Origin of the sequence: Thioalkalivibrio sp. ALE17, assembly GCF_000425605.1 — a bacterium.
In the GTDB taxonomy this organism is placed as follows: Bacteria; Pseudomonadota; Gammaproteobacteria; order Ectothiorhodospirales; family Ectothiorhodospiraceae; genus Thioalkalivibrio.
Genome location: NZ_AUDT01000002.1, coordinates 282,390 through 307,876, shown reverse-complemented (window position 1 = coordinate 307,876; position 25,487 = coordinate 282,390). Strand labels below are relative to the sequence as shown.

Below are 25,487 nucleotides of genomic sequence, written 5' to 3'. Positions count from 1 at the left end.
TCAGGCGCGGGCGATCAGGCTCTGGATTACGTGGCCGGCGGCGGTCAGGCCGAAGATCGCGGGCAGGTAGGAGATCGTGCCGTTGACCGAACGCGGCCGGCCGCCGTCCCCCACCGGGCGGTGTTCGGTGCCCTTGCGCGGCTGTTCGATGGAGAACACCACGGGGTAGTCGAGATGCGCGCCCAGGCGCCGCAGGCGCTTGCGCATCTGGCGCGCGAGCGGGCACACGCGCGTCCCCGCCAGCGGCCCCACGCGCACGGCGGTGGGGTCGATGCGCCCGCCGGCCCCCATGCTCGAGATCACGCCCTGCCCGCGCGCCTGGGCCGTCGCGACCAGCGCGGCCTTGCAGACGATGGAGTCGATCGCGTCGAGCACGAAGTCGGCATCCTCCGGGACCAGGTCGCCGACGGTATCGGGCTGGAGGAAGTCGTGGCGGATCGTGAGCTCGATTTCGGGATCGATGTCGTGGATGCGGTTCGCCATGATCTCGGTCTTGGGTCGGTCCACGGTGGAGCGCAGCGCGACCAGCTGGCGATTCAGGTTGGAGGCGCCCACCACGTCGTGATCCGCCAGGGTCATGCGACCGACGCCGGCGCGGGCGATGGCCTCGGCGGCGTAGCTGCCGACCCCGCCGAGACCGGCGATGAACACATGCCGGTCCCGCAGGCCGGCCGCAACCTCGTGCCCCAGCAGCAGGTCGGTCCGTTCGGTGTAGGGATTGTGGGGGGCGGCGGGACTCATGCGTCGGGACCGGTCGGAAGCCGGAGGACCCGGCGTGCGTTTTGTGACGTGATTATAGCCATCTCTTCGGGATCCATGTCCCGCAGGGCCGCGAGCCGGCGATTGACCTCGGCCGTCATCGCCGGTTCGTTGCGCTCACCCTGATGTCCGGCCAGGGGCTGATCGGGTGCATCAGTCTCCACCACCAGGGTCTCCAGCGCCGCGTCGCGCACCACGCGGTGCAGCTTCTGCGCCCGCTCGAAGGTCACCGGGCCGCCGATGCCCAGGCAGAAGCCCAGGTCGGCCGCCTGGCGGGCCTGCTGCGGGCTTCCGATGAACGCATGCAGGATGCCGGTCAGGCCTGGTTGCTGGCGCAGGCCCTTCAGCACCGCGTCCAGCGCGCGCCGGCTGTGGATAATCACCGGCAGGTCGCGTTCGCGCGCGATGGCCAGCTGCCGCGTGTAGAACCGCCACTGGCGGTCCCAGTCGAGACCCTCCTGATAGCCGTCCAGCCCGATCTCGCCGACCGCAATGGTCTCGGGGTGCGTGTCCAGCCAGGCCTCCAGCGCGTCGAGGTCCGCGTCCGCATGGTCCTGCAGGAAGATCGGGTGCAGGCCGTAGGCGACATGCAGGCCCGCGTGCTGGCGGTACAGGGCCTCCAGGTCCGGCCAGCGTGCCCGCGTAACGCCGGGCAGGACCAGCTCCTGAACCCCGGCGGCGCGGGCGCGGTCCAGCACGGCCGGGCGATCCGGATCGAACGCGTCCAGGTCCAGGTGGACATGCGTATCGATCAGGTTCATGGGGGGTGGCCTACGGACAGGGGTAGGTATAGCGGGCGTGGATGGCCTCGATGGCCTCCAGCACGGCGTCGGACAGGGTGATGTCCACCGTCGCGATGTTCTCGCGCAGCTGCTCCATGGTGGTCGCCCCGATCAGGTTGCTGGTCACGAAGGGCTGCTGGTTGACGAAGGCCAGCGCCAGCTGGGACGGGGTCAGGCCATGTTCGTGCGCCAGACGTGCGTACTCCGCGGTGGCGGCCAGGCCGGATTCGTTGCTGTAGCGCTGGAAGCGCTCGAACAGCGTCAGGCGTGCCCCCTCGGGCTTTGCCCCGTCCAGGTACTTGCCGGAGAGCATGCCGAAGGCCAGCGGCGAGTAGGCCAGCAGGCCGGCATCCTCGCGGATGGCCATCTCCGCCAGCCCCGCCTCGAAACTGCGGTTGAGCAGGTTGTAGGGGTTCTGGATGGAGACGATGCGCTCGGACAGGCCACGGTCATGGGCGCGGATCCACTTCATGAAGCCCCACGGGGTCTCATTCGAGATGCCGATGGTGCGCACGCGGCCGCTCTCGACCACCGCCTTCAGTGCCGCCGCGGTCTCCTCGATCGGGGTCGCGGCATCATCCGGCTTGTGGATGTAGCCGAGCTGGCCGAAGAAGTTGGTGGCGCGCGCCGGCCAGTGGACCTGGTACAGATCCAGGTAGTCGGTCTGCAGGCGCCGGAGGCTGTCGTTCAGGGCCTGCTCGATGTGTTCGCGATTCAGCTGCGGACCGCCGCGCAGGTAGTCGATCATGCCGGGGCCGGCGACCTTGCTGGCCAGCACCACCTGATCGCGGTTGCCGCGCTTGGCCAGCCAGTTGCCGATGTAGCTCTCGGTCAGGCCCTGAGTCTCCGCGCGCGGCGGGACCGGGTACATCTCGGCGGCATCGATCAGGTTTACGCCCTGGTCGAGGGCGTAGTCCAGCTGCTCGTGGGCCTCGGCCTCGGTGTTCTGCTCGCCCCAGGTCATGGTGCCCAGGCCAATCAGGCTGACCTCGATCTCGGTGCGTCCCAGTTTGCGGTATTGCATGCGGTCCCCTTGGCGGTTCAGGTGAACAGGGTCAGGACCCCGGTATAGCCGTACAGGCGGTTGGCGAAGATCTCGCCGTTGGCGAAGAAGCCGACCAGGGGCACGTCGCCCAGGTGTTTCTGCACGATGCCCAGTTCCGTGCCTTCCTGGGTGAATTGGTGGCGCCCGCGCCCCACGCAGGAGACATAGATCGCGCCGCGAATCCCGTTGGGCGCCTGGGCGCGGATCTGCTCCAGCATGCGCTCGAGGTCCTCGATGGCCGCCTGGCCGTCGCGGCGCACGAACAGGATCTGCGAGCCCGGCTCGAGCATCTCGCCGACGGCCAGCACCTGCTGGTCCAGGTCGATCCCGATGATGTTGCGCACGCGGTAGTCGCCGGTGTCCGACCCCTGGATCGGGAAGCCCACCAGGATGTAGCCCAGTGCCCGCTCCAGGTCGCGCGACAGCACATCGCCGATGATGCCCTTGAACGCCGGCAGGGCCTGCTGGCCGTCCAGGCGCACGATGATATTGCGCCAGGTCTCGGTCAGCTCGTGCTGGCCCGGGAGAGGCGTGCAGCCCTGGCTGTGGCGCGCGGCGATCGGGACATCGTCGCGCAGCGCCAGCCCGGTGATGCCGGAGGCGGCGACGCCGTCGGCGATCTGCACCACGCCGTCGTCCCCGGAGTTGACGCCGCCGGTCGCGAACCAGGCGGTGCGCTCGCCGATCTCGGTCAGGATGCCCTCCAGCCCTTCCATGCGCGGGTCGGCGTTGAGGATCAGCCGGCCCGGGGTCTGCGGGTCGAGGAACCCGTCGAGTTCCTTCACGAGCTCGTCGAAGCCGCGCACCGGGTGATAGATCACGCGGACGCTGGCGGCCGGAAACTCGCCGATCATCAGGGTCGCGCCGGTCTGTTCGTAGAGCTCGTCGTGCGGGCCGATCACGGCCATGGCCATGCCGCCGACGAAGTGATCCACCCCCAGCCCCTCGCGCAGGTGTTTCAGCAGGGTGCGGGCGTGGCGGCTGAGCGCGTCGGAGAGGTAGATGAAGCCGACCCGCACCTGATCCCCGGCGCGCGGCGGCTGTTCGCCCAGCTCGGCGATCAGGGCGTCGGCCAGGGCCCGGGGTTCATCGCCGCGGGCGGTGGCACTGCGAAAGGCATTGGTCATAAACCGAGTTGCTCCAGCATGCTCAGGGCCTCGTTGTCGTCGACCGGCAGGCCGGGGTGCGCGTTCAGGCCGCCGTCTTCGGTGAAGACCAGGCGGGCGTGGTGGCGGGTGTCCAGTTCTTCCAGGAACCAGGCGATTTCCGAGGGATGCACCGCGTGGTCCCCGCGCATCAGGTGACGGACCAGGATGGCGTCCTCGCGCACGTCGAGAAACAGGGGCTGCGGCAGCTCCAGTGGCAGGATATGGGTCTGCACCAGCCACTCCACGGGGCTCGGCCGCCGTCGTGGCAGCGGGCGGCTGTCGATGCGGAAGTGCCCGCCGCCGCCCGGCTGCTTCAGGAGCTCCTCCAGCCAGTCGCCGGTGAAGCCCTGGTGAACGATCAGCGAGCGACCGGTGTAGCGGCCGCGAAAGCGCTCCATCTGCTGGGCCGGCCGCGGCCCGAAGAGTCCGAACACGCCTACTCCGTCCTGTCCGTTAAAGCCTGAATCCTAGCGGAATGGCGGGCCCGAAACGAAAAAAGCCCCGCCGGAGCGGGGCTGGGGAACTTCCCGGGAGCCGGGGAGACGCCGGGCGGGCGCCTCCCGGCAAATCAGCCGCGACGCGACAGCATGTCGTGGATGATCGGGCCGAGGATGACCTCCATCGCGAAGCTCATCTTCCCGCCCGGGACCACCAGGGTTTTGGGGTTGGACATGAAGGAGTCCGGGATCATGTTCAGCAGGTAAGGGAAGTCGATGCCGAACTTCGTCGGGTCCTTGAAGCTGATCACCACCATGGACTCGTCCGGGGTCGGGACCGCACGGGCGATGAACGGGTTGGAGGTGTCCACGGTCGGCACGCGCTGGAAGTTGATGTCGGTGTAGCCGAACTGCGGGGTGATGTAGTTCACGTAGTCCGGCATGCGCCGCAGGATCGTGTCCACGATGGCCTCGGCGGAATACCCGCGCTCGGCGTTGTCGCGGAAGATCTTCTGGATCCACTCGAGGTTCACGATCGGCACTACGCCGATGCCCAGGTCCACGTGCTGCGCGGCGTTCACGTTACCGTCCACGACCAGGCCGTGCAGGCCCTCGTAGAACATCAGGTCGGTGCCCGGCTGGATCTCTTCCCAGGGGGTGAACTCGCCCGGGCCCAGATTGGTGCCGAGGCGCTGGTTGTGCTGCGCGGCTTCCTCGTCGGAATGCAGGTAGTAGCGCTTCTCGCCCTGGCCGGTCTCGCCGTAGGTCTTGAACAGGCCCTCGATGCGATCGAACAGGTTGGCCTCCGGGCCGAAGTGCGAGAAGTGGTGATTGCCCTCGTCCGCGGCCTTCTGCATGGCTTCCTTCATCGCCTTGCGGTCATAGCGATGGAAGCTGTCGCCCTCGATCACGACCGGGTTGATCTGCTCGCGACGGAAGATCGACTCGAAGGAGCGCTTTACGGTGGAGGTGCCGGCACCCGAGGAACCGGTCACCGCAATCACGGGATGCTTCTGGGACATGGGATTTCTCCTTGCAAACGGGTTGCACAAAGGTCGTTGAAAGAAAGCCTAGAAAATCAGATTGAGCATGAACATGGCGACCACGGCGAACAGGATGGTCATGATGCCGCCGGCCTTCATATAGTCCTTCACCCGGTAGCCGCCGGGGCCCATGATCAGGGCGTTCACCTGGTGGGTCGGGATCAGGAAGGAATTCGAGGTCGCGATCGCGACGGTCAGCGCGAACACGCGCGGGTCGGCGTCCATGCCCGCGGCCTGCGCGGCGATCGCGAAGTTGATCGCCAGCGGCACCAGCAGCACGGTCGCGCCGACGTTGGACATGACCAGAGTGAAGAACGTGGCCAGCGCGAAGATCGTCGCCTGCAGCACCCAGGGCGGCACGGTCCCCAGCATCTCGAGCGTGTTCTGCGCGATCCATGCCGCGGTACCGGTGTTCTCCACCGCCATCCCCAGCGGGATCAGCGAGGCGAGCAGGAACACCGTCTTCCAGCTTACCGCGCGATAGGCACTGTCGAGGCTGATCACGCCGGTCAGGATCATGCCCAGCGCGCCGGTCAGCAGGGCCACCGACAGCATCAGGTCGGTGAACACGATCAGGCCCACGGTCAACGCCAGGAAGAACAGGGCATGCGGCACCTTGGACGGGCGCAGTTCCTCGTGCGGGTAGTCCGAGGTGATCACCACGAAGTCGCGATCCTGTTCCAGGCGCGCCAGGGATTCCCAGGTGCAGTGCACCACCAGGATGTCGCCCGGTTCCAGCGGGATGTCGCGCAGGCCCTCGCCATAGGTCTCGTTGCCGCGCTGGATGCGCATCACCGACAGCCCGTAGGTCTGGCGCATGGCCAGCTCGGTCACGGTCTTGCCCGCCAGGTTCGAGCCCGGCGCGATCGCCACCTCGGCGACCCCGGAACGTCCGCTGTCCAGGGCGTTGGCGAACACGTCCAGATTCGTCGAGGGGCGCTTGCGCGTGCCCTCGCACAGCTTTTCCATCCGCGCGGGGCTGGCCAGCACCGCCAGATGCGAGTTGGCCTGGATCTCGTAGCCGGTCCACGGCGCCATGCGCAGCTCGTCGCGGACGTAGGTCCCGACGATCGCGATGCCGGTCTCGCGTTCGATCTCGGCCACCGTGCGCCCGACCATTGGGTCGTTTTCCGGGACGAACAGCTCGTGGATCTCGTAGGACAGGCCGTACACGCGCTGGAAGTAGTCCTGCGCGTTCTCGCGCTGCGCCGACTTGGTCTTGACCGAGGGCAGGACGAAACGCCCCAGCAGCACGAAATAGACGATCGCCGTGGCCAGCAGGGCCAGGCCGATCGGGGTCACGTCGAACAGCTGGAACGGCTCCATGTCGGAGGGCAGCAGGTCGTTCAGCAGGATCAGCGGGCTGGAGCCGACCAGGGTGATGGTGCCGCCCACGATCGCCGCGAAGCCCATCGGCATCAGGAGGCGCGACAGCGGGATGTTCAGGCGGTTGGAGATGCGGCTCATCACCGGCATGAACAGCGCGGCGGCGCCGATGTTCTGCATGAAGCTGGAGATCACGCCGACCGTGCCGGAGACCGTCGGGATGATGCTCTTCTCCGTGGTGCCGCCCACCCGCATGATGAACGCCGCGACCTTGTGCATGACGCCGGTCTTGTCCAGGCCGGCGCCAATGATCATCACCGCGATGATCGAGATCACCGCGTTGGAGGCAAAGCCGCTGAACAGTTCCTCCTGGCCGACCAGCATCCCGAGCCCTGGCACCAGCGTCAGCAGGCCCAGCAGCACCATCACCGAGATGGCCGCGAGGTCCACCCGGATGATTTCGGATACAAACAGGAAGATCGTGAACGCGAGCAGCGCGAGCACCACGATCATCTCGGTGGTCAGCGTAAGGTTTTCCATGTTCCAGTCGTGTCCTGAAGACCCGCGCCGGACGGCGCGTGGCCGGAAGCCGAAGGGGACGCGCGCCGGGCGCGGGCGCCGAGGCGGGTCGGAGGAAACGGGTTCCGCCTTTCCCTTGAAAGCGCGGGATTATTTCATCCCGCGGGCACGGACGCAAAAAACGCGCCGTGGATGGCTGCGCCATGGCACTCGCCGTGCTGGCGTTTGCCGGCATGTCGGTTATGCTGAGCAAAAAGTCCAGGTGGAGACCCCGTATGTCCGAATCCGATGCCCCGCTGTGCCGTTTCGAGACCATTGTCCTGGCGACGGATGGTTCCGAATTCAGCGTAGCCGCCGAGAATGTGGCGCTGGACCTGGCGCAGCGCTGCGGCGCGCGCCTGGTGGTCGCCCGCATCATTCCAACGGACACCCAGCACGACGCCCTGTCGCCGCCGCGCAGCCACGAGGCGAGCGTGGCCGGCCAGGCCGATCTGGATGCGCTGGAGAAGCGCGCCCGCGAGGCGGGCATCGACGCCTCGATGATCCTGCGCCACGGGGTCGACCGGCATCAGGAGATCGTCGCCATTGCCGAGGAGTACAAGGCCGGCCTGATCGTGATCGGCCGGCGTGACCGGGGCGATCTGTCACGCCTGATGGTGGGCGACGCCACGCGCAAGGTAATCGGTCTGGCGCCCTGCAACGTGATGGTCGTCCCGCGCGGTGCCGAGGCCCCGCACCGCGGGCTGCTGGTCGGGACCGACGGCTCCGAACTGGGCGACCAGGCGGTACGGGCTGCGATCGAACTGGCGGGTTACTGCGACCTGCCCCTGACGATCGCCACGGTGGCGGTGCCGGGCCAGAGCGACGAGCGCCGCCAGGAGGGCGTGGCGGCGGTTCAGCGCCTGCAGGGCGAGGCGCGCGAGCAGGGCCGGAAGGCGGATGCCACCACCGAGGAAGGCCGGCCGGAGCTCGCGCTGGTGGAGATCGCCCGGCGCGACCAGCGCGACCTGATCGTGCTCGGCAGCCATGGCCGCACCGGCCTCAAGCGCCTGCTGATGGGGAGTGTTTCCGAGCGCGTGATCGGCGGGGCCGAGTGCCCGGTGCTGGTGGTCAAGAACGCCTCAGGGAAACCCTGAAATCAGCGGTTCCCTGAGGCCTCAGGCGGGTTCGTTCGTCCGCCGGTAGAGCAGATCGGCGACCTGATGGCCGCGGCCGACCCCGCGGCGCTCGAACTTCGTCACCGGGCGTTCCGGCGGCCGACCCGGCGCCGGAACCGGGCCGTCCGGCGCAAACCACGGCGCGCATTCCTGCATCACCGCGACCATGTGCTCGGCATACTCGGCCCAGTCGGTGGCCAGGTGCAGCCGCCCGCCCGGCCGGATACGCGTCGCCAGATGACGCACGAAGGCCGGCTGGATCAGGCGCCGCTTGTGGTGGCGCTTCTTGTGCCAGGGGTCGGGGAAGAACACCTGTACGCAGTCCAGGCTGCCCGGCGCCAGATAGTGCTCCAGCAGTTCCACCGCATCGGCGTCGCTGACGCGTACATTGGTCAGGCCGCGCTGTTCCACCTCGCGCAGCAGATGCCCGACCCCGGGCCGGTGCACCTCGGTGCCGATGAAGTCGCGTTCCGGCTGCTGGTCCGCCTGCTCCGCCAGGCTCTCGCCGTCGCCGAAGCCGATCTCCAGCGTGACCGGCGCCGTGCGCCCGAACACCGCCCCCAGATCCAGGGGCGCCGCGGGCTCCGGGAGCTGCAGGCCGAAGCGCGGCAGCAGTTCGTCCAGCGCGCGTTGCTGGCCCGGCGTCAGCCGGCCCTCGCGGCGCACGAAGCTGCGGATACGTCGGTAGAACGGCTTCCCGTCCGCCGCGGAATCGATCGTTTCGACCATGTTCAGCTGAAGAACAGGCCGGTCTGCGGCGAGGAGGCCGAGGCGTAGCGGCGCGGCGCCATGCGCCCGGCCAGGAAGGCCTGGCGCCCGCCGATGATCGCGTGGCGCATGGCCGAGGCCATCATCACCGGGTTGTCGGCGGCGGCGATGGCGGTGTTCATCAAGACGCCGTCACAGCCCAGCTCCATCGCGATGGCGGCATCCGAGGCGGTACCGACGCCGGCATCCACCAGCACGGGGACCGTGGCGTTTTCGACGATCTCGCGGATGTTGTAGCGGTTCTGGATGCCCAGCCCGGAGCCGATCGGCGCGGCCAGCGGCATGATCGCCAGGCAGCCGATCTCTTCCAGGCGCTTCGCCAGCAGCGGGTCGTCGGTGGTGTAGACCATTACGTCGAAGCCCTCGGCGACCAGGGTCTCGGCGGCCTTCACGGTCTCGAAGACGTCCGGGTACAGGGTCTTTTCGTCGCCCAGCACCTCCAGTTTCACCAGGTTGTGCCCGTCCAGCAGCTCGCGCGCCAGGCGGCAGGTGCGGATGGCGTCCTCGGCGTTGAAGCAGCCGGCGGTGTTCGGCAGCAGCGTGTAGCGCTCCGGCGAGATCACGTCCAGCAGGTTGGGTTCGTCCGGATTCTGGCCGATGTTGGTGCGGCGGATCGCGACGGTCACGATCTCCGCGCCGCTGGCCTCGATGGCATCGCGGGTCTGGTCCAGGTCGCGATACTTGCCGGTGCCCACCAGCAGGCGGGAGGTGAACTCGCGCGAGCCCACGCGGAAGAGATCGTCGGCAGACGCGGCGGCCGGTTCGGTCATGGTAATTCCTTCGTTGAAAGTAGTTACGGACGGGGGCTCGGACTCATCCGCCCCCAATCGCCTGCACGATCTCCACGCGATCGCCGGGATACAGTGGGTGCGCGGCGTGTTCGCTGCGCGGCACCAGCTCCTCGTTGACCTCCACTGCCAGGCGCCGGCCACCGAGGCCGCGTGCCTCGATCAGCGTGGCCAGCGTGGCCTCGCGATCGTCGGGGAGCTCGAAGGGTTCGCCGTTCAGCTGGATCTGCATGGTTCTTCGTCCGGCGTTCAGGACCGTTGAGCCGGAGGCCGACAAGGCCTACAATCGCCGGCTCAAGCGGGTGTAGTTCAATGGTAGAACGGGAGCTTCCCAAGCTCTTAATGTGGGTTCGATTCCCATCACCCGCTCCATCTTTTCGTATTCTATCAGGCTTCCCGGCCGTATCGATCGCCTTGACCTGTCTCAGGGGCGGGATATGGACTTGCTCCAGAGCCCTGTTATATCTTCGGAATCATGAACATCGACTCCCACAATCCGGATCTGCTGTCGGTCGACGCGGCGCGCGAGCTCCTGCGCGAACATGCGATTTCCCCGACCGAGCAGCGCGTCGAGATTGCCCGCGTGATGTTCGCCCGCCATCAGCACCTCAGCGCCGAGCAGATCCTCGCGCAGTTGGTGCGGCATTCCTCGCGGGTTTCCAAGGCCACGGTCTACAACACCCTGAACCTGTTCGCCGAGAAGGGCCTGGTACGCGAGGTCCTGATCGACCCCGCGAAGCTGTTCTACGACTCCAACCTGAATCCGCACCACCACCTGTTCCATACCGATACCGGTGAACTGGAAGACGTGGACCCGGCGCGGATCGACATCTCCGACCTGCCCCCGCTGCCGGAAGGCAAGGAACTGCAGGGTGTGGATGTCGTCATCCGTGTGGGCAGCCGGCGCTCCTGAATCCGGTCGTCCGGCCCCGCCGGATTGTGGTCGATCCCGGCCCCCGCTATCATGTCGCGCTTCGCCGGTGTAGCTCAGTTGGTAGAGCAATCGATTCGTAATCGATAGGTCGGAGGTTCGACTCCTCTCGCCGGCACCATTTTCCCCTGCGCCCGGTGCGGCGCGTCTGCGTCAGTTTCGGCCGCCGCGCTGCGGGCGACCGCCGCCGGAGCGCGGGCCACCCCGGCCACCTCCGCGCCGATCGTCGCGCGGCTTGCGCGGACGCGGCTTCGGTTTCACGGCATCCTGGAACAGCCGCTCGGGGTCGACGCTCGCAGTGGGGATGCGCTCGCCCAGATAGCTCTCGATGTCCGGCAGGTAGAAGGCCGAGTCCTCGCAGCCGAAGCTGATCGCGTCGCCCTCGGCGCCGGCGCGGGCCGTGCGCCCGATGCGGTGCACGTAATCCTCGCCGGACTGCGGCAGGTCAAAGTTGAAGACGTGACTGACCGCGGGGATGTGCAGCCCGCGCGCGGCGACATCGGTGGCCACCAGAAAGCGGTACTCCCCGGAGGCGAACTGTTCCAGCAGGGTCTGGCGCTTGCGCTGTGGCACGTCCCCCGACAGCAGGGCGGCCTTCTGCTCGTTCGCGTTCAGCCAGTCGCAGACCTTCTCGGCGCCATGCTTGGTGTTCACGAACACGATCGCGCGCTCGGGCTCCAGGTCACGCGCGAGCCCCAGCAGCAGCGGGATCTTCTCGTCGTTGGCCGGGTAGTAGATCACCTGGCGCACGCGGTCCGCGGTCAGGGTCTCGGCCTCGACCTGGACCTTCTCCGGGTTGTTCATGTGCTCGAAGGCCAGCTCCATCACGCGGTAGGACAGCGTGGCCGAGAACAGCATGGACAGGCGCTCGCCGGGGGGTGCGCAGCGGCGCATCAGGAAGCGCACATCCTTGATAAAGCCGAGATCGAACATGCGGTCGGCCTCGTCCAGCACCACCACTTCGGTGTATTTGAGGCCGAAGACCTTCTGTTTGAAGTAGTCGATGATGCGCCCCGGTGTCCCGATCAGGATGTCCGCCCCGGCCTCGAGCTGCTCGCGCTGCGTGTCGTAGCCGGTGCCGCCGTAGGCCAGGGCCAGCTTCAGCCCCGTCTCCGCGCCCAGCGACTCGGCATCCTTGTGGATCTGGATGGCCAGTTCGCGGGTCGGCGCCAGGATCAGGGCGCGCACGTCCGTGGGGCGGCGGTTCGGCGAGGGCGCCTGGCGCAACAGCCGATTGAAGGTCGCGATCAGGAAGGCCGCGGTCTTGCCGGTCCCGGTCTGCGCCTGGCCGGCGACGTCGCGCCCGGCCAGGGCGATCGGCAATGTCTGCGCCTGGATCGGGGTGCAGGTCTCGAAACCGGTGGCGCGGATGCCCGCCTGGACGGGTTCGGGCAGATCGAGCTGGTCGAAGCGGGGCGTGTCCTGGGCGGTTTCGGTCATCGGGTTCCTCGGGTGCTGCCTGTTACTTGAACTGTCCGGCGCTGATCGTCGATAGTAAGGCCGAGCAGCCGGCGGTGCGGGCTGTTCCCCCAACCCAAGTCATGAGGGCTCGGAGTGAGCGACAAAATTGTTTACACATCGGACGCCGGTTTTGACGAGGACGTCCTGAAGGCCGACCAGCCCGTCCTGGTGGACTACTGGGCCGAGTGGTGCGGTCCCTGCAAGATGATCGCGCCCATTCTGGACGAAATCGCCGAAGAATACGCCGGCAAGGTCAAGGTCGCCAAGCTGAACATCGACGAGAACCCGTCCACGCCGCCGAAGTTTGGCATCCGCGGGATCCCGGCGCTCATGCTGTTCAAGGGCGGCGATGTCGAGGCCACCAAGGTCGGTGCCCTGTCCAAGTCGCAGCTGACCGCGTTCCTGGACCAGCACCTGTAATATCCGCGCCTGGCGGTCCGCCGCCAGGCCCAGCAGGCGCATGGCTTCGCCGGGCTTGCCCCGCGCCGCCGCCTCGCTTACCATCGAACGAGTTCGAGTGGCCGCCAGGCCATTCCCTGCCTCCTTCCAGTCAATCCGTGCGGCCACCCCCGGTCGCCGATCATCCACGTTGAATACAGCACCCCACGCATGAATCTGACCGAATTGAAGCGGATGTCCGCTGCCGATCTCGTGGCCTTCGCCGAAGAAAAGGGCATCGAGAACATGTCCCGCGCGCGCAAGCAGGAGATCATCTTTGCCCTGCTCAAGGCCCACGCCAAGAGCGGCGAGGCCATCTACGGCGACGGCGTCCTCGAGATCCTCTCGGACGGCTTCGGCTTTCTGCGCAGCGCCGACAGCTCCTACCAGGCCGGCCCGGACGACGTCTACGTCTCGCCCAGCCAGATCCGCCGCTTCGGCCTGCGCACCGGGGACACCATCTCCGGCAAGATCCGCCCGCCCAAGGACAACGAACGCTACTTCGCACTGCTGAAGGTCTCGGAGATCAACTTCGAGCCGCCGGAGAACGCCAAGCACAAGGTGCTGTTCGAGAACCTGACCCCTCTGCATGCCAACGAGCGCATGCGCATGGAGCGCGGCAACGGTTCCACCGAGGACATCACCGCCCGCGTGATCGACATCGTCGCGCCGTTCGGCAAGGGCCAGCGCGGCCTGATCGTCTCCCCGCCCAAGGCGGGCAAGACGCTGATGCTGCAGAACATCGCGCAGAGCATCGCCGCGAACTACCCCGAGTGCTACCTGATCGTGCTGCTGATCGACGAGCGCCCGGAGGAGGTCACCGAGATGGACCGCATGGTCCAGGGCGAGGTCGTCTCCTCCACCTTCGACGAGCCGGCCCAGCGCCATGTGCAGGTCGCCGAGATGGTGATCGAGAAGGCCAAGCGGCTGGTCGAGCACAAGCGCGACGTCGTCATTCTGCTGGACTCCATCACCCGCCTGGCGCGCGCCTACAACACCGTGGCGCCGAGCTCCGGCAAGGTGCTGACCGGCGGCGTGGACGCCAACGCCCTGCATCGCCCGAAGCGCTTCTTCGGCGCCGCGCGCAACGTGGAAGAGGGCGGCAGCCTGACCATCCTCGCCACCGCGCTGGTGGATACTGGCTCCAAGATGGACGAAGTGATCTACGAGGAGTTCAAGGGCACCGGCAACATGGAGGTGCACCTGGAACGCCGCATCGCCGAGAAGCGCATCTACCCGGCGATCAACGTGAACCGCTCCGGCACCCGCCGCGAGGAACTGCTGACCGCCCCGGACGAGCTGCAAAAGCTCTGGATCCTGCGCAAGTTCCTGCACGGCATGGACGACATCGAGGCCATGGAATTCCTGCTCGGCCGCATGCAGTCGTCCAAGACCAATTCCGAATTCTTCGACCAGATGAAGCGCAGCTAGCTGAGACCCGCTGCGGCCGCCTCTGCCTCGAAAGGCAAGGGCGGTTTACAGGAAGGTTCGAAGAACGGAAGGTTTCAGGGCTATCCGGGTAGGGCCGAGGCCTCGTGGGTCGGCCCATCGCCGGAGGCTGTTACAGGCCCATTTTGATCCGTTCTTCCCGTCTTCATGTCTTCCTGTAGAGTGCCTTTTGGTGTTCAGCCCGAGACGGGTTCGAAGCTGATCAGGCGGTCCAGGCGCCACCACTGCCGGCGGCCCGCGGTGTCGCGCAGGATCAGGTATTCGGCACCGCGCCGGGTGCGCAGGTCCAGCGGGCGCACGATCGCGATCCGGTCCATCTCGCCGCGCCGCCAGTGCGTGCGCAGAAACTGCCCGCGCACGATCGCCAGCTCCAGCTCGGAGTAGCGCTCGCAGGCAATCGGGGTATAGGGCGGCGCTTCGCTCACTCGCCCTCCCGTCGGGCCTCGATGCGCGGGATTTCCTCGTCGCCGGCATCCTCGCGGCGGAACACGATGGGGGCACAGCACACCGCGCAGTCCTCGATCCACTCGCGGTCGTTGCTGACCATGTCCACCGTGGTCTCGCCGGGCTCGCCGCACCAGGGGCAGGCAAAACCGACAAACTCGACGGGACGCATCATCGACCCTCCTCCCGGCCCGCGGGCCAGGCGATCGGCGTGGTAACCGAGTCCTGCGGTGTCCCTTCCGGAAGAAAACGTTCCAGCACGTTGTTGAGAAACGCCAGGCCCCGTTCCGTGGCCTGCAGCCGTTCCGGATCCGCGACCAGCAGCCCGTCCGCACGCAGTTCCGAAAGTGCGGGTTCCAGCATCGCCAGTGGCAGGCCGCAGCGCGCCTCGAAGCTCGCGGCCGGCACGCCCTCCACCAGCCGCAGCGCGTTCAGCAGGAACTCGAAAGGCCGCTCCGCCGTGTCTACGGCCTGATCCTTGTGCGTCTGCGGCGCGGCCAGCCAGGCCTCGGGCTGGCGCGGCTTCATGCGGCGCAGGATCGCGCCCTGATGGACCTGCGTCAGCTTGCCGTGGGCCCCGGCCCCGATGCCGAGGTAATCGCCGAAGGTCCAGTAGTTGCGGTTGTGCCGACATTCCTGCCCCGGACGTGCATAGGCGGATACCTCGTATCGAGTATAGCCAGCCGCCGCCAGATGGGACTGGCCGCGGGCAAACAATTCCTCGATCGTCGCATCCTCCGGCAGCTCGGGCGGGCGCGCCGCGAACAGGGTGTTCGGTTCCAGGGTCAGTTGATACCAGGAGATATGTCCCGGGTCCTGCTCGATCGCCGCCTGCAGATCCGCGATCCCGGCCGCGACCGACTGCCCCGGCAGACCGAACATCAGGTCCAGGTTGATGGCCTCGAAGCCGGCGGCACGGGCATGCTCCACCGCGCTCAGGGCCTCCGCCGCACCGTGAATGCGCCCCAGGCGCGCGAGCATCGCGTCGTCGAAGCTCTGGATGCCCAGCGACAGCCGGTTGACCCCCGCCTCGCGGTAGCCGCGGAAGTAGGCGCGGTCGGCGGTCCCGGGGTTGGCCTCCAGCGTCACCTCGCAGTCCGGTCGCAGCGGCAGTCGGGCGCGCAGGCCGGAAAGCAGAGCATCCAGCGCCTCCGGCGGGAACAGGCTGGGGGTGCCGCCGCCAATGAAGACGCTCTCCAGTCGCCGGCCCCAGATATCCGGCAGCTGGCCTTCCAGGTCGCGCAGCAGCGCGTCCACGTAGTCATCGAAGGGCGGCTCGCCGCGCGGCTCGTGCGAGTTGAAGTCGCAGTACGGGCACTTGCGCACGCACCAGGGCAGGTGCACATACAGCGCCAGGGGCGGCGGATGGTTCAACGCGGCAGTCATGTGCGAAGCATAGGCGAGGGGGCGGGTGGCGTCGAAAGGACCCAGTCCCGCCATTGCGGCCTTGCGCGCCGGTGGTCCCCTGGCGACCGCCACAGCGCTGCGCGCCTCGCGATGACGGGGACAGGAAGCACAGTCATCGCGAGCGCCGCAGGCGCGTGGCGATCTCCCCGGCCTGGCCCCGACGCGGGTCCGAACATGCGCCGGGGTGTCGTCGGGAGGTTGCCACGGCCCCTGTGGAGCCTCGCAACGACGGGAAGTCCGCGTCATCACGAGGCGCGCAGCGCCGTGGCGATCTCTCCGGGTGGCCCCGGTGCCGGACGGCGTGGGTTGTCAGGCCGGCGGGTTGCCCATGCGCTCGCGCAGAGCGCCCCCGAGTTCTTGCAGGGCCTGACCGCGATGGCTCAGGCGGTTCTTGGTCTCCGGGGGCAGCTCGGCCGAGGTGCAGCCCTCCCGGGGCACGAAGAACAGGGGGTCGTAGCCAAAGCCCTCGGCGCCGCTGGCCTGTTCCGCGATGCGCCCGGGCCACACCCCCTGGGCGATGATCGGCGCCGGATCCTCGGCATGCTCCAGGTACACCACGACCGCGCGGAACCGTGCGCCGCGCTGTTCCGGCGGTACGCCGGCCAGTGCCTCCAGCAGCTTGGCGTTATTGGCCGCGTCGTCGCCATCGGGGCCGGCATAGCGCGCGGAGTAGATCCCCGGCTGGCCGTGCAGGGCATCGACCTCCAGCCCGGAGTCGTCGGCAATCGCCGGCAGCCCGGTGTGGCGAGCGGCGTTGCGCGCCTTGAGGATCGCGTTCTCCACGAACGTCAGTCCGGTCTCGTCGGCCTCGGGCACAGCGTGCTCGGACTGTGCCTCGACCGCCAGCCCCAGCGGTTCCAGCAGGGCGCGGATCTCGCGCAGCTTGCCGGGGTTGCCGGTGGCGAGGACGACGCGGCGCGCCTCACTCATGGTTCAGCCCTCTGCGAGCACGGCGCGCTGGGCCTCGCAGATCTCCTGGATGCCCTTCTCGCCCAGGTCCAGCATCTGGTCCAGCTCGTCGCGGCGGAAGGCGTGGCCCTCGGCTGTGCCCTGGATCTCGATCACGCCCCCGGCCTCGTTCATCACCAGGTTCAGGTCGGTCTCGGCCTGCGAGTCCTCATCGTAGTCGAGGTCGAGTACCGGTTCACCGCCGCAGATGCCCACCGAGATCGCGGCGACCTGGCCGTGCAGCGGATCCTTGCGGATCAGGCCCTGCTCGCGCGCCTTGCGGATGGCGTCGTGCAGCGCCACGTAGGCCCCGCTGATGGAGGCGGTGCGGGTGCCACCATCGGCCTGGATCACGTCGCAGTCGACGATGATCTGGCGCTCGCCCATGGCCTCCAGGTCCACCACCGCGCGCAGCGAGCGGCCGATCAGGCGCTGGATCTCCATGGTGCGGCCGCCCAGCTTTCCGCGCGCGGCCTCGCGCACCATGCGGTCATGGGTGGAACGCGGCAGCATGCTGTATTCGGCGGTGACCCAGCCGCGGCCCTTGTTCTTCAGCCACGGCGGCACGCGCGACTCCACCGTGGCGTTGCACAGCACGCGGGTATCGCCAAACTCCACCAGTACGGAACCCTCCGCGTGGCGGGTGAAATGGCGGGTAAAACGCACGGGGCGCATTGCGTCGGCTGTTCGGCCACTGGGTCGCATGCTGTGATCCTTGCTAGATTTGAGTGGGGCGCAGTATACGGGCCGCCACCGCCACACGCAGCAGGGATCACCATGGAGGGACGCATGATCACCAGTATGACCGGATTTTCCCGGCACGCGATGAGCCTGGACGCGGGCGTGTTCGACTGGGAGCTGAAGAGCGTCAACCACCGCTATCTCGAGCTGCGTATCCATCTTCCCGATCACCTGCGTTCGCTGGAGGCCGAGGTGCGCAGCCGCCTGAAGGCCCGCCTGGCGCGCGGCAAGGTGGATGCGGTCCTGCGCGACCGTGGCCAGGCCGACAACGCCCCGGAAGCCTTCGATCACGAGCGCGTCCGGGCGCTGATCGGGGCCTGCGCCTCCATCGAGCGCATGATGCCGAACCCGGCGCCGGTCTCGCCGCTGGACGTCCTGCGCTGGCCGGGTGTGCTCCAGGGCAACGCCGATGTCGGCGAGAGCCTCGCGCAGCCCCTGCTGGCGGGCTTCGACGACGCGCTGGAGGCCCTGGTCACGATGCGCACGACCGAGGGCGCGGCCCTGGCCGACGGCATGCGCTCGCGCCTGGACGCACTCGCCGAGCACGCCCGGGCGATTCGCGCGCGGCGCCAGCCGATGCTGGACGAGCAACGCGGCCGCATCCTCGCCCGGATTCACGAGCTGGACCTGAATCTGGATCCGAAGCGTCTGGAGCAGGAAGTCGCCCTGCTGGCCCAGCGCATGGACATTGCCGAGGAGCTGGACCGCATCGACGGCCATGTGGCGGCCGTGCACGAGGTCCTGGATCAGGGCGGCCCCAGCGGGCGGCGGCTCGACTTCCTGATGCAGGAGTTCAACCGTGAGGCCAACACCATCTCGTCCAAGTCGCATGACCTGGAGATCACCCGCGCCACCGTGGAGATGAAGGTCCTGATCGAGCAGCTGCGCGAGCAGGTGCAGAACCTGGAATAGCCCATGCGCCGGTTTCGCCTGCGTCTGGCCATATCGCGCCAGGAGATGGAGGACTACTACACGGGTCGCGCCGCAGTGGTCTTCGCCCAGGCCGACAGCGGCGAGAGCGTGCAATTCCCCGCCCGGCTGCTGCGCAGCCACCTGGATCAGCGCGGGGTACACGGCGTGTTCGAGCTGGTCACCGACGACGATTACAAGCTGCGCGAGTTTCGCCGTCTCGCGTAACGGGGTTGCCCCCAGGCCCTTGAAAACGCGGGATGTGTCCCTACGTCTATGGGTGAGTCAGATGACACCCGCACAAGGAGGGAACGCCATGACCATGACCCGTTACGAACCGTTCAGCCTGCTCGGCCAACTGTCGCGCGAACTCGGTCGCATGCCGGACATGCCCGGCACCGAGGACTCCGCCGCGACCTCCGACTGGGCCCCCGCGGTGGATATCCGCGAAGAGACCGATGCCTACGTGCTGCATGCCGACATCCCCGGGGTGGACCCGAAGGATATCGAGCTGCACATGGAGAACGGCGTGCTGACCCTGCGCGGCGAGCGCAAGCACGACAGCGAAGAGGAGAAGAACGGCTACAAGCGCATCGAACGCGTGCGTGGCACCTTCTTCCGCCGCTTCTCGCTGCCGGATACGGCCGACGCCGAGAACATCTCCGCGCGCAGCGAGAACGGCGTGCTGGAGGTGCGCATTCCGAAGCAGGCCCGCGTGCAGCCGCGCCGGATCCAGATCGAGAGCTGATCCGGCCCCACCGGCCCGGCAGGATATCCCTGACCGGGCGCAACATGGGCGCTGCCCCGGGGGTTCCCGTGGTGGCGCCCGGTTTTTTAGGCCCCGAGGAGGCGCGGTTTCGTGTCTCCCTGGGTGACAGCCGCATCCCGGCTATCATGATCGCCATGACCGCAGGCGGGATCCGGGTGTCACCCGAGGACGCAATCGTTCGAGGAACGCAATGGAATACAAGGACTACTACAAGATCCTCGGTGTGAGCCGCGACGCCAGCCAGGACGAGATCAAGAAGGCCTACCGCAAGCTGGCGCGCAAGTACCATCCGGATGTCAGCAAGGACCCGGACGCCGAGACCCGCATCAAGGAGGTCAACGAGGCGTACGAGGCCCTGGGCGATCCGGAAAAGCGCAAGGCCTACGACCAGCTCGGTTCCAACTGGCGCCAGGGCCAGGACTTCCGCCCGCCGCCCGGCTGGGACGGCTGGACCCAGCACGGCGGGGCCCGCGGGGGCGCCGGAGCCGGGGCCGACTTCGGCGGCTTCTCGGACTTCTTCGACTCCATCTTTGGTGGCGGCGGCATGGGCGGTGGTCGCCGCCGTTCGGGCGGGGCCGGCTTCAACATGCGCGGGGCCGACCGCGAGGGCCGGGTGGAGATCACTCTGGACCAGGCGCTCAAGGGCACCGAGGTGTCGGTCAACGATGCCGAGGGCCGGGTCCAGCGCGTGCGCATCCCCGCCGGGGCCCGGGACGGCTCGCGCCTGCGCGTGCGCGGCCAGGGCGACCCGGGGGTCGGCAGTGGCGGCGCCGGCGACCTGCTGCTGGAGATCCGGGTCAAGCCGGACAGCCGCTACACCCTGGACGGCCGCAATCTCTACCGCGAGATCCCGATCACGCCCTGGGAGGCCGCGCTGGGCGCGACCATCGAGGTCCCCACGCCGCATGGCTGGGTCAATCTGAAGGTTCCGGCCGGCTCGCAGTCGGGCAAGCAGATGCGCCTGAAGGGCAAGGGCCTGCCGGGCAAGCCGCCGGGGGATCTCTACCTGAAGCTGATGGTGCAGGTGCCGCCGGAGGAAGAGGCCGGCGACTGGTACCGCAAGATGGCCGAGAAGTCGTCCTTCGCCCCGCGCGCCAACCTGGCGCCCTGATAATCGGAACCCCGTTCGAGGAGCGCCCATGCGTCGGCTTGTTCCCCTCCTGATCCTGGCCCTGACCCTGTTCGGGGCCGCACCGGCCACCGCCCAGCTACCGGCCGCGGTGGATGGCCAGCCGCTGCCATCGCTGGCACCGATGCTCGAGCGGACCATCCCCGGCGTGGTCAATATCGCCACCCGCGCCCGCGTGGTGGAATCGGTCAGCCCGCTGTTCGACGATCCCTTTTTCCGCCGCTTCTTCGATGTCCCCGAGCGTTCGCGTGAACGTGAGCGCCAGGGCCTGGGCTCCGGGGTCATCGTGGATGCCGGGGCCGGCACCATCCTGACCAACAGCCACGTGATCGCCCGCGCCGACACCATCCTGGTCACGCTCTTTGACGGCCGCCAGTACGAGGCCGAGGTGGTAGGCACCGACCCGGCCACCGATGTCGCCGTGATCCGCATCGACGCGGAGGACCTGCAGGCGATCCCGCTGGCCGACTCCGACGACCTGCGCGTGGGCGACTTCGTGGTTGCCATCGGCAACCCCTTCGGCCTCGGTCAGACCGTGACCAGCGGCATCGTCAGCGCCCTGGGCCGCAGCGGCCTGGGCGGCGCCGGCTTCGAGGACTTCATCCAGACCGATGCCTCCATCAACCCGGGCAACTCCGGCGGGGCGCTGGTCAACCTGCGCGGCGAGCTGGTCGGCATCAACACCGCCATCCTCGCGCGGGGCGGCGGCAACATCGGCATCGGCTTCGCGATTCCCGCCAACATGGCCAGCCAGATCCAGGAGCACCTGCTGGCCGAAGGTCGGGTCGAGCGCGGCGCGCTGGGCGTGGAGATGCAGGACCTCACCCCGGCGCTGGCCCAGGCCTTCGGTCTGGACCTCTCGCAGGGCGCCGTGATCACCCGCGTGGTGCGCGGCTCGGCCGCCGAGCGCGCCGGCCTGGCCCACGGCGACATCGTCCTGCGGGTGGACGGCCAGACGGTGCGCAGCGCGAGCGACCTGCGCAACCGCCTGGGCCTGCTGCGCGCCGGGTCCGAGGTGGATCTGGACATCCTGCGCGACGGGACGGAACGGCAGATCGTCGCGCGACTGGATCGCCCGGAAGAGCGGCGCATCGAGGGGGCGGCCATCCACCCGCGGCTCGACGGCGTACGCCTGTCCGAGACCGCAGGAAACGACGGTCGCAGCCGCGTGGCGGTCATCGCGGTGGAGCCCGGCACCGCCGGGGCGCGGGCCGGCCTGCGCCCCGGCGACGTGCTGCTGGCGATCAACCGCCAGCGCATCGAGCGCCTGGCCGACCTGCCGCAGCAACTGGCCGCCCACCAGACCCTGGAACTGCAGCTGCGCCGCGGCAACCAGACCCTCTACCTCACCCTGAGGTAGGTGAGATCACTACCGGCGACGGCTTTTGTGGGAGCGGGCTTGCCCGCGAATGCTCCTGCCAAAGCCGGACGCGGGCGGGGGCTTCGCGGGCAAGCCCGCTCCCACAAGAATGCTTCCATCGCGCAACCCCCATGTCTCGTCATCCCGGCTCTCCGCTCCGCCGCGGCCGGGTTGACGAGGGTGTAGGGACGTATGCGAGCGGGAATCCCGAGGCCCTGGCCCGTCCCTGCAGGAGCCTGCTTGCAGGCGAATGCTCCTGCCCGTGTCCGGCTTTGGCAGGGGCTTCGCCTGCAAGCAGGCTCCTGCAGGGGTGGGGTTCAGAAGCCTGGGGTGTTTTTCTCCACCCAGCGCTGGGTGCCGTCGGTGAGGGTCTCGCGCTTCCAGAACGGGGCCTCGTGCTTCAGGCGTTCCAGAATGTCGCTGCAGGCGTCGCGGGCGGCCACGCGGTGGGCCGACCAGGTCGCCACCAGCACCAGGGCGTCGCCGGGGCGCACGTCGCCCACGCGGTGGGCCACATGGCAGCCCAGCAGCGGCCAGCGCGCCTCGGCTTCGGCGACGATGCGTTCCAGCTCGCGCTCGGTCATCCCCGGGTAGTGCTCCAGGAACAGCCCGGTCACGTCCTCGTCCTCGTTGAAGTCGCGCATGCGGCCGACGAACACGCTGGCGGCGCCACGCGCGTTCGCGGGGATGGCCGTCTCGGCCTGCCGGACGATCTCCCAGGGGTCGAAGTCGTCGGTGTGGATCTCGACCGCCACCCTAGCCCCCGGTTACCGGCGGAAAATAGGCGACCTCGTCCCCGTCGCGCACCGGCGTCTCCAGGCTGGCCTGTTCCTGATTGACCGCGGCCATCAGGCGCTCCGGCGGGGCCTCCTGGTGGAGGTGCTGCCACAGCCCGCCAACGGTCATGCCGCCGGCGGGGAGTTCCGCCTCTTCGTTCGGGCGGCCCAGTTCCTCGCGCAGACGCGCGAAATAGTGAACGTGTACGGTCATTCCGGCCCCTGTAAACATGGCTGCGAGTCAAGCATTATAGCCATCATGAACGAATTCACTCACTTCGATGCCGCAGGCCATGCGCACATGGTCGATGTCGGCGAAAAGTCCGTCACCCACCGCGTGGCGGTCGCCGAGGGGCGCATCCATATGCAGCCGGATACCCTGCAGCGCATCCGCGAAGGCCGCCATGCGAAAGGGGACGTCCTCGGCATTGCCCGGGTGGCTGGCATCATGGGGGCCAAGAAGACCGGCGACCTGATCCCGCTGTGCCACCCGATCGGCCTGACCCGGGTGGCCCTGGAGCTGGAGACGGAAGATACCGCCGTGCGCGTACAGGCCACCTGCGAGGTGCACGCGCAGACCGGCGTGGAGATGGAGGCGCTGACCGCCGTGTCCACCGCGCTGCTGACGGTCTATGACATGTGCAAGGCCGTGGATCGCGGCATGCAAATTGATGGTGTTCGCCTGCTGGAGAAACGCGGGGGCCGCAGTGGCACCTGGCGGGCCGAACCGAAAGGAGATTCCGAATGAAATGGATCAAGCGCCTGCTGGGCCTGATTGCCGTCCTGATCCTGCTGGCCATCATCGTGGCCGCGTACCTGCTGGTCACCTTCGATGCCAATGACTACAAGGAGCGCATCGAGGCCGAGGTGCAGGAGGCCACCGGCCGTGAACTGACCCTGTCCGGGCCGATCGGTCTGACCCTGTTCCCCAGCCTCGGGCTGCGCCTGGAAGAGGTGCGCTTCGGCAACGCCGAGGGCTTCGGCGACGAGCCGTTCGCCGAGGTCGACGTGGTGGATGTCGCGGTCGCGGTAATGCCGCTGCTGCGCCGCGAGCTGGAGGTTCAGCGCGTGGAGGCCGACGGTGTGCGCCTGAACCTGGCGCGCGACGAACAGGGCCGCAACAACTGGGACGACCTGCTGGATCACGCCGGCGCCGCCCGCGACGAGGCCGTGGGCGCGGATGACGACGAGCGCACCGAGACCGAGACCCGTCTGGCCCTGCAGCGCATCGACGTGGCCGGGATCTCCCTGACCAACGCCCGAGTGCACTGGGATGACCGCGAGTCCGGCATGCAGGCGACCCTGGAGCCGTTCGAGCTGCAGGTCGGTCGCTTCCGCCCGGGTATCGAGACGCGCCTTGATCTGGAGGCGGTCGTGCGTGCCGAGGGCGGCGACCTGGCCGAACCGGTGGAGCTGGCCCTGGATCTGGGCGGCCTGCTCAATGTCGACCTGCTCAACGAGCGCTATTCCGTCCGCCGCCTGAACGCGACCCTGGGTCTGGATGGCGGCGGCCTGCCGCGCGCCGTCGGCATGACGCTGGAGAGCGACGTGGGGCTGGAGATGGCCGACGCCATGACCCTGCGCTTCGAACGCCTGACGCTGGGGGTTTCCGATCTGCGTCTGACCGGGTTCGCCGAGCTGTCCGATCTGGATGGCGAAGTGCCGCAGGTGCGCACCGAGATGCGTACCAACACCGTCAACCTGAAGGACGTGCTGACCGATCTGGGTCTGGAGGCGCCGCAGACCAACGACCCCGACGCCCTCGCGCGCGTCGCGTTCGATTTCTCGGCCAGCGGCAGCTTCCAGGCCCTGGAGATGTCCCCGTTCCTGGTGACCGTGGACGACACCATGCTGAGCGGATCCGCCGGCTGGGATGGCCGCGGTGAGCGCCCGAAGATCACCTTCGATGTCTCCGGCGAACGCCTGAACCTCGACCGCTACCTGCCGCCGGAGGTGGAAGAGGCGCGTACCGACAACGGCAACGGCGAACGCGATGCCGACGAGGACCTCGCCATCGAACTGCCGCTGGAGGCGCTGCGCAGCGTCGACGTGGACGGCCGCGCTGCGCTGGACCGCCTGGACGTGATGGGCATGGTCCTGCGCAACATCGAACTGCAGATCCGGGGCGAGGCGGGCGACTGGAACATCGAGCCGCTGAACGCCGCCGCCTACGACGGCGAGCTGACCAGCCGCCTGCGCCTGGACGCCCGCCACGACGCCCCGCGCTACGAACTGGCCGCCGACCTGCAGGGCCTGGATATTGGCGCCCTGCTGGAGGACTTCCAGGGCGACGACGCGCGGTTGATGGGTACCGGCAACCTGGAGCTGGACATCAGCACCCGCGGCGAGCTGCTGAGCGAGCTGAAAGGGGCCCTGAACGGCTCCGGCAACATGCGCTTCGAGGACGGCGCGGTGCGCGGTATCAACGTGGCCCAGATCATCCGCCGCGCCGAGGCGCGGCTGCGCGGCGAACAGCTGGAAGAGGACGAGCCCAACCAGACCGACTTCAGCGAACTCGCCGGCAGCTTCACCATTCGCGACGGCGTAGTCCGCAACGACGACCTCGCCGCCAGCTCGCCCCTGCTGCGGGTGCGCGGCGAAGGCCAGGCCGACCTGAACGACGACACCCTCGACTACCGCGTGAACACGACAGTGGTAGGCACGCTGGAAGGCCAGGGCGGCCGTGAACTGGACGACCTGCGCGGCGTGACCCTGCCCATCCGCATCAGCGGGACCTTCACCGACCCGAGCTTCCGTCTCGACCTGGAGGACGCCCTGCGCGGTCGCTACGAGGACGAGGCCCGCGAGCGGGTGCGCGAGGAAGAGGAACGCGTCCGCGAACGCCTGGACGAGGAAGAAGAGCGCGCCCGCGAGCGCATCGAACGGGAGTCCGACCGGCTCCTGGACCGCTTCCGCAGCCGCTGATCACCGCCGGTGCCCGCCTCCCGGGCGG

At 68.3% G+C, this 25,487-nt stretch carries 29 protein-coding genes and 2 tRNA genes; 13 read left to right on the top strand and 18 right to left on the bottom strand.

Features of this window, described 5'->3' with window-relative positions; genetic code table 11:
* From H609_RS0103085 to H609_RS0103055, 7 genes are all read right to left on the bottom strand, one after another.
* On the bottom strand, positions 1-741 hold the full coding sequence (locus tag H609_RS0103085; protein ID WP_018867669.1) for a ThiF family adenylyltransferase: 741 nt from the start codon (positions 739-741) through the stop codon (positions 1-3).
* Entirely contained in the window at positions 738-1,520 is a 783-nt protein-coding gene (locus H609_RS0103080) for a TatD family hydrolase (protein WP_028484298.1), read from the bottom strand. The genes H609_RS0103085 and H609_RS0103080 overlap by 4 nt, the downstream gene beginning before the upstream one ends.
* Positions 1,521-1,530: 10 nt before the next feature.
* Positions 1,531-2,565: an NADP(H)-dependent aldo-keto reductase gene (locus H609_RS0103075; RefSeq protein ID WP_028484297.1), complete on the bottom strand. Its 1,035-nt coding sequence runs from the start codon at positions 2,563-2,565 to the stop codon at positions 1,531-1,533.
* Between the two features lie 17 nt (positions 2,566-2,582).
* Positions 2,583-3,713, bottom strand: a complete 1,131-nt coding sequence (locus H609_RS0103070; RefSeq protein ID WP_028484296.1) for an FIST C-terminal domain-containing protein — start codon at positions 3,711-3,713, stop codon at positions 2,583-2,585.
* Positions 3,710-4,168, bottom strand: coding sequence for a hypothetical protein (locus H609_RS0103065; RefSeq protein ID WP_018867673.1), 459 nt, complete (start codon positions 4,166-4,168; stop codon positions 3,710-3,712). The genes H609_RS0103070 and H609_RS0103065 overlap by 4 nt, the downstream gene beginning before the upstream one ends.
* A 134-nt stretch (positions 4,169-4,302) precedes the next feature.
* Positions 4,303-5,193: a phosphoribulokinase gene (locus H609_RS0103060; protein WP_018876750.1), complete on the bottom strand. Its 891-nt coding sequence runs from the start codon at positions 5,191-5,193 to the stop codon at positions 4,303-4,305.
* Positions 5,194-5,241: 48 nt separating this feature from the next.
* Positions 5,242-7,080, bottom strand: a complete 1,839-nt coding sequence (locus H609_RS0103055; protein WP_018878800.1) for an SLC13 family permease — start codon at positions 7,078-7,080, stop codon at positions 5,242-5,244.
* A gap of 254 nt (positions 7,081-7,334) precedes the next feature.
* Here H609_RS0103055 and H609_RS0103050 point away from each other — a divergent pair, with 254 nt between their 5' ends.
* Complete coding sequence (locus H609_RS0103050) at positions 7,335-8,195, top strand: universal stress protein (protein WP_028484295.1); 861 nt, start codon at positions 7,335-7,337, stop codon at positions 8,193-8,195.
* 21 nt (positions 8,196-8,216) lie between these two features.
* Here H609_RS0103050 and trmB read toward each other — a convergent pair whose 3' ends face one another.
* The 3 genes from trmB to thiS are packed head-to-tail and all read right to left on the bottom strand — an operon-like array spanning position 8,217 to position 10,004.
* Positions 8,217-8,945, bottom strand: a complete 729-nt coding sequence (trmB, locus tag H609_RS0103045; RefSeq protein WP_028484294.1) for a tRNA (guanosine(46)-N7)-methyltransferase TrmB — start codon at positions 8,943-8,945, stop codon at positions 8,217-8,219.
* A 2-nt stretch (positions 8,946-8,947) separates the two neighbouring features.
* Positions 8,948-9,754: a thiazole synthase gene (locus tag H609_RS0103040; protein WP_028484293.1), complete on the bottom strand. Its 807-nt coding sequence runs from the start codon at positions 9,752-9,754 to the stop codon at positions 8,948-8,950.
* A 43-nt stretch (positions 9,755-9,797) separates the two neighbouring features.
* The gene (gene thiS, locus H609_RS0103035; protein WP_018867679.1) at positions 9,798-10,004 is read right to left on the bottom strand and encodes a sulfur carrier protein ThiS; all 207 of its coding nucleotides are present in this window, start codon (positions 10,002-10,004) and stop codon (positions 9,798-9,800) included.
* A 66-nt stretch (positions 10,005-10,070) separates the two neighbouring features.
* Between thiS and H609_RS0103030 the strand changes: the two genes are divergently transcribed.
* The 3 genes from H609_RS0103030 (at position 10,071) to H609_RS0103020 (ending at position 10,824) form a co-directional block, all read left to right on the top strand.
* A tRNA-Gly gene (locus tag H609_RS0103030) sits at positions 10,071-10,144 on the top strand.
* Positions 10,145-10,247: 103 nt separating this feature from the next.
* A complete protein-coding gene (locus H609_RS0103025) occupies positions 10,248-10,685 on the top strand; it encodes a Fur family transcriptional regulator (protein WP_018867680.1) in 438 nt (145 codons plus the stop codon).
* 63 nt (positions 10,686-10,748) lie between these two features.
* Positions 10,749-10,824, top strand: a tRNA-Thr gene (locus H609_RS0103020).
* Between the two features lie 32 nt (positions 10,825-10,856).
* On the opposite strand, the gene H609_RS0103015 is transcribed toward H609_RS0103020, so the two are convergent.
* Positions 10,857-12,143 carry a DEAD/DEAH box helicase gene (locus H609_RS0103015; RefSeq protein WP_018880972.1) on the bottom strand — a complete coding sequence of 429 codons (1,287 nt, stop codon included), beginning with the start codon at positions 12,141-12,143 and terminating at the stop codon, positions 10,857-10,859.
* Positions 12,144-12,257: 114 nt separating this feature from the next.
* Here H609_RS0103015 and trxA point away from each other — a divergent pair, with 114 nt between their 5' ends.
* Positions 12,258-12,584: a thioredoxin TrxA gene (gene trxA, locus H609_RS0103010; RefSeq protein WP_028484292.1), complete on the top strand. Its 327-nt coding sequence runs from the start codon at positions 12,258-12,260 to the stop codon at positions 12,582-12,584.
* 189 nt (positions 12,585-12,773) lie between these two features.
* Positions 12,774-14,033 carry a transcription termination factor Rho gene (rho, locus tag H609_RS0103005; protein WP_018867683.1) on the top strand — a complete coding sequence of 420 codons (1,260 nt, stop codon included), beginning with the start codon at positions 12,774-12,776 and terminating at the stop codon, positions 14,031-14,033.
* Between the two features lie 194 nt (positions 14,034-14,227).
* On the opposite strand, the gene H609_RS0103000 is transcribed toward rho, so the two are convergent.
* The 5 genes from H609_RS0103000 to rph form a co-directional block, all read right to left on the bottom strand.
* A complete protein-coding gene (locus H609_RS0103000) occupies positions 14,228-14,476 on the bottom strand; it encodes a transcriptional antiterminator, Rof (RefSeq protein ID WP_018867684.1) in 249 nt (82 codons plus the stop codon).
* On the bottom strand, positions 14,473-14,667 hold the full coding sequence (locus H609_RS0102995) for a CPXCG motif-containing cysteine-rich protein (protein ID WP_026279307.1): 195 nt from the start codon (positions 14,665-14,667) through the stop codon (positions 14,473-14,475). The genes H609_RS0103000 and H609_RS0102995 overlap by 4 nt, the downstream gene beginning before the upstream one ends.
* A complete protein-coding gene (gene hemW / locus H609_RS0102990; protein ID WP_028484291.1) occupies positions 14,667-15,935 on the bottom strand; it encodes a radical SAM family heme chaperone HemW in 1,269 nt (422 codons plus the stop codon). The genes H609_RS0102995 and hemW overlap by 1 nt, the downstream gene beginning before the upstream one ends.
* A 276-nt stretch (positions 15,936-16,211) precedes the next feature.
* Positions 16,212-16,832, bottom strand: coding sequence for an RdgB/HAM1 family non-canonical purine NTP pyrophosphatase (rdgB, locus tag H609_RS0102985; protein WP_019584463.1), 621 nt, complete (start codon positions 16,830-16,832; stop codon positions 16,212-16,214).
* A 3-nt stretch (positions 16,833-16,835) separates the two neighbouring features.
* Positions 16,836-17,555 carry a ribonuclease PH gene (gene rph / locus H609_RS0102980; RefSeq protein ID WP_026279309.1) on the bottom strand — a complete coding sequence of 240 codons (720 nt, stop codon included), beginning with the start codon at positions 17,553-17,555 and terminating at the stop codon, positions 16,836-16,838.
* Positions 17,556-17,639: 84 nt separating this feature from the next.
* On the opposite strand from rph, the gene H609_RS0102975 reads away from it, so the two are divergent.
* From H609_RS0102975 to H609_RS0102955, 5 genes are all read left to right on the top strand, one after another.
* Positions 17,640-18,503: a YicC/YloC family endoribonuclease gene (locus H609_RS0102975; RefSeq protein WP_026280345.1), complete on the top strand. Its 864-nt coding sequence runs from the start codon at positions 17,640-17,642 to the stop codon at positions 18,501-18,503.
* A 3-nt stretch (positions 18,504-18,506) separates the two neighbouring features.
* Entirely contained in the window at positions 18,507-18,728 is a 222-nt protein-coding gene (locus tag H609_RS0102970; protein WP_018867690.1) for a DUF2835 family protein, read from the top strand.
* Positions 18,729-18,816: 88 nt separating this feature from the next.
* Positions 18,817-19,248, top strand: coding sequence for an Hsp20/alpha crystallin family protein (locus H609_RS0102965; protein WP_018867691.1), 432 nt, complete (start codon positions 18,817-18,819; stop codon positions 19,246-19,248).
* A 211-nt stretch (positions 19,249-19,459) separates the two neighbouring features.
* On the top strand, positions 19,460-20,380 hold the full coding sequence (locus H609_RS0102960) for a DnaJ C-terminal domain-containing protein (RefSeq protein WP_018880194.1): 921 nt from the start codon (positions 19,460-19,462) through the stop codon (positions 20,378-20,380).
* 28 nt (positions 20,381-20,408) lie between these two features.
* Positions 20,409-21,758, top strand: coding sequence for a DegQ family serine endoprotease (locus H609_RS0102955; RefSeq protein WP_028484290.1), 1,350 nt, complete (start codon positions 20,409-20,411; stop codon positions 21,756-21,758).
* A 317-nt stretch (positions 21,759-22,075) separates the two neighbouring features.
* Here the strand turns inward: H609_RS0102955 and H609_RS0102950 are convergent, their stop codons facing one another.
* Entirely contained in the window at positions 22,076-22,513 is a 438-nt protein-coding gene (locus tag H609_RS0102950; RefSeq protein WP_018866571.1) for a molybdenum cofactor biosynthesis protein MoaE, read from the bottom strand.
* A 1-nt stretch (position 22,514) separates the two neighbouring features.
* A complete protein-coding gene (moaD, locus tag H609_RS0102945) occupies positions 22,515-22,748 on the bottom strand; it encodes a molybdopterin converting factor subunit 1 (RefSeq protein ID WP_018866572.1) in 234 nt (77 codons plus the stop codon).
* A 45-nt stretch (positions 22,749-22,793) separates the two neighbouring features.
* Here moaD and moaC point away from each other — a divergent pair, with 45 nt between their 5' ends.
* Together moaC and H609_RS0102935 are read left to right on the top strand one after the other, a co-directional pair.
* A complete protein-coding gene (moaC, locus tag H609_RS0102940; RefSeq protein WP_018881938.1) occupies positions 22,794-23,282 on the top strand; it encodes a cyclic pyranopterin monophosphate synthase MoaC in 489 nt (162 codons plus the stop codon).
* Positions 23,279-25,459 carry an AsmA family protein gene (locus H609_RS0102935; protein ID WP_028484289.1) on the top strand — a complete coding sequence of 727 codons (2,181 nt, stop codon included), beginning with the start codon at positions 23,279-23,281 and terminating at the stop codon, positions 25,457-25,459. Before moaC ends, H609_RS0102935 begins: the two co-directional genes overlap by 4 nt.
* Positions 25,460-25,487 lie beyond the last annotated feature (28 nt).

What these genes read in the sequence shown, in the direction of transcription:
- trmB (WP_028484294.1), bottom strand. Translation starts at nt 8,945, where the DNA reads ATGGTCGAAACGATCGATTCCGCGGCGGACGGGAAGCCGTTCTACCGA.
- H609_RS0102975 (WP_026280345.1), top strand. Translation starts at nt 17,640, where the DNA reads ATGATCACCAGTATGACCGGATTTTCCCGGCACGCGATGAGCCTGGAC.
- thiS (WP_018867679.1), bottom strand. Translation starts at nt 10,004, where the DNA reads ATGCAGATCCAGCTGAACGGCGAACCCTTCGAGCTCCCCGACGATCGC.
- H609_RS0102955 (WP_028484290.1), top strand. Translation starts at nt 20,409, where the DNA reads ATGCGTCGGCTTGTTCCCCTCCTGATCCTGGCCCTGACCCTGTTCGGG.
- hemW (WP_028484291.1), bottom strand. Translation starts at nt 15,935, where the DNA reads ATGGCGGGACTGGGTCCTTTCGACGCCACCCGCCCCCTCGCCTATGCT.
- H609_RS0103085 (WP_018867669.1), bottom strand. Translation starts at nt 741, where the DNA reads ATGAGTCCCGCCGCCCCCCACAATCCCTACACCGAACGGACCGACCTG.
- rdgB (WP_019584463.1), bottom strand. Translation starts at nt 16,832, where the DNA reads ATGAGTGAGGCGCGCCGCGTCGTCCTCGCCACCGGCAACCCCGGCAAG.
- H609_RS0103080 (WP_028484298.1), bottom strand. Translation starts at nt 1,520, where the DNA reads ATGAACCTGATCGATACGCATGTCCACCTGGACCTGGACGCGTTCGAT.
- H609_RS0103075 (WP_028484297.1), bottom strand. Translation starts at nt 2,565, where the DNA reads ATGCAATACCGCAAACTGGGACGCACCGAGATCGAGGTCAGCCTGATT.
- H609_RS0103055 (WP_018878800.1), bottom strand. Translation starts at nt 7,080, where the DNA reads ATGGAAAACCTTACGCTGACCACCGAGATGATCGTGGTGCTCGCGCTG.
- moaD (WP_018866572.1), bottom strand. Translation starts at nt 22,748, where the DNA reads ATGACCGTACACGTTCACTATTTCGCGCGTCTGCGCGAGGAACTGGGC.
- H609_RS0102995 (WP_026279307.1), bottom strand. Translation starts at nt 14,667, where the DNA reads ATGCGTCCCGTCGAGTTTGTCGGTTTTGCCTGCCCCTGGTGCGGCGAG.
- H609_RS0102970 (WP_018867690.1), top strand. Translation starts at nt 18,507, where the DNA reads ATGCGCCGGTTTCGCCTGCGTCTGGCCATATCGCGCCAGGAGATGGAG.
- H609_RS0103050 (WP_028484295.1), top strand. Translation starts at nt 7,335, where the DNA reads ATGTCCGAATCCGATGCCCCGCTGTGCCGTTTCGAGACCATTGTCCTG.
- H609_RS0102965 (WP_018867691.1), top strand. Translation starts at nt 18,817, where the DNA reads ATGACCATGACCCGTTACGAACCGTTCAGCCTGCTCGGCCAACTGTCG.
- H609_RS0102935 (WP_028484289.1), top strand. Translation starts at nt 23,279, where the DNA reads ATGAAATGGATCAAGCGCCTGCTGGGCCTGATTGCCGTCCTGATCCTG.
- rph (WP_026279309.1), bottom strand. Translation starts at nt 17,555, where the DNA reads ATGCGACCCAGTGGCCGAACAGCCGACGCAATGCGCCCCGTGCGTTTT.
- H609_RS0103060 (WP_018876750.1), bottom strand. Translation starts at nt 5,193, where the DNA reads ATGTCCCAGAAGCATCCCGTGATTGCGGTGACCGGTTCCTCGGGTGCC.
- moaC (WP_018881938.1), top strand. Translation starts at nt 22,794, where the DNA reads ATGAACGAATTCACTCACTTCGATGCCGCAGGCCATGCGCACATGGTC.
- rho (WP_018867683.1), top strand. Translation starts at nt 12,774, where the DNA reads ATGAATCTGACCGAATTGAAGCGGATGTCCGCTGCCGATCTCGTGGCC.
- H609_RS0103025 (WP_018867680.1), top strand. Translation starts at nt 10,248, where the DNA reads ATGAACATCGACTCCCACAATCCGGATCTGCTGTCGGTCGACGCGGCG.
- H609_RS0102960 (WP_018880194.1), top strand. Translation starts at nt 19,460, where the DNA reads ATGGAATACAAGGACTACTACAAGATCCTCGGTGTGAGCCGCGACGCC.
- H609_RS0103040 (WP_028484293.1), bottom strand. Translation starts at nt 9,754, where the DNA reads ATGACCGAACCGGCCGCCGCGTCTGCCGACGATCTCTTCCGCGTGGGC.
- H609_RS0103015 (WP_018880972.1), bottom strand. Translation starts at nt 12,143, where the DNA reads ATGACCGAAACCGCCCAGGACACGCCCCGCTTCGACCAGCTCGATCTG.
- H609_RS0103070 (WP_028484296.1), bottom strand. Translation starts at nt 3,713, where the DNA reads ATGACCAATGCCTTTCGCAGTGCCACCGCCCGCGGCGATGAACCCCGG.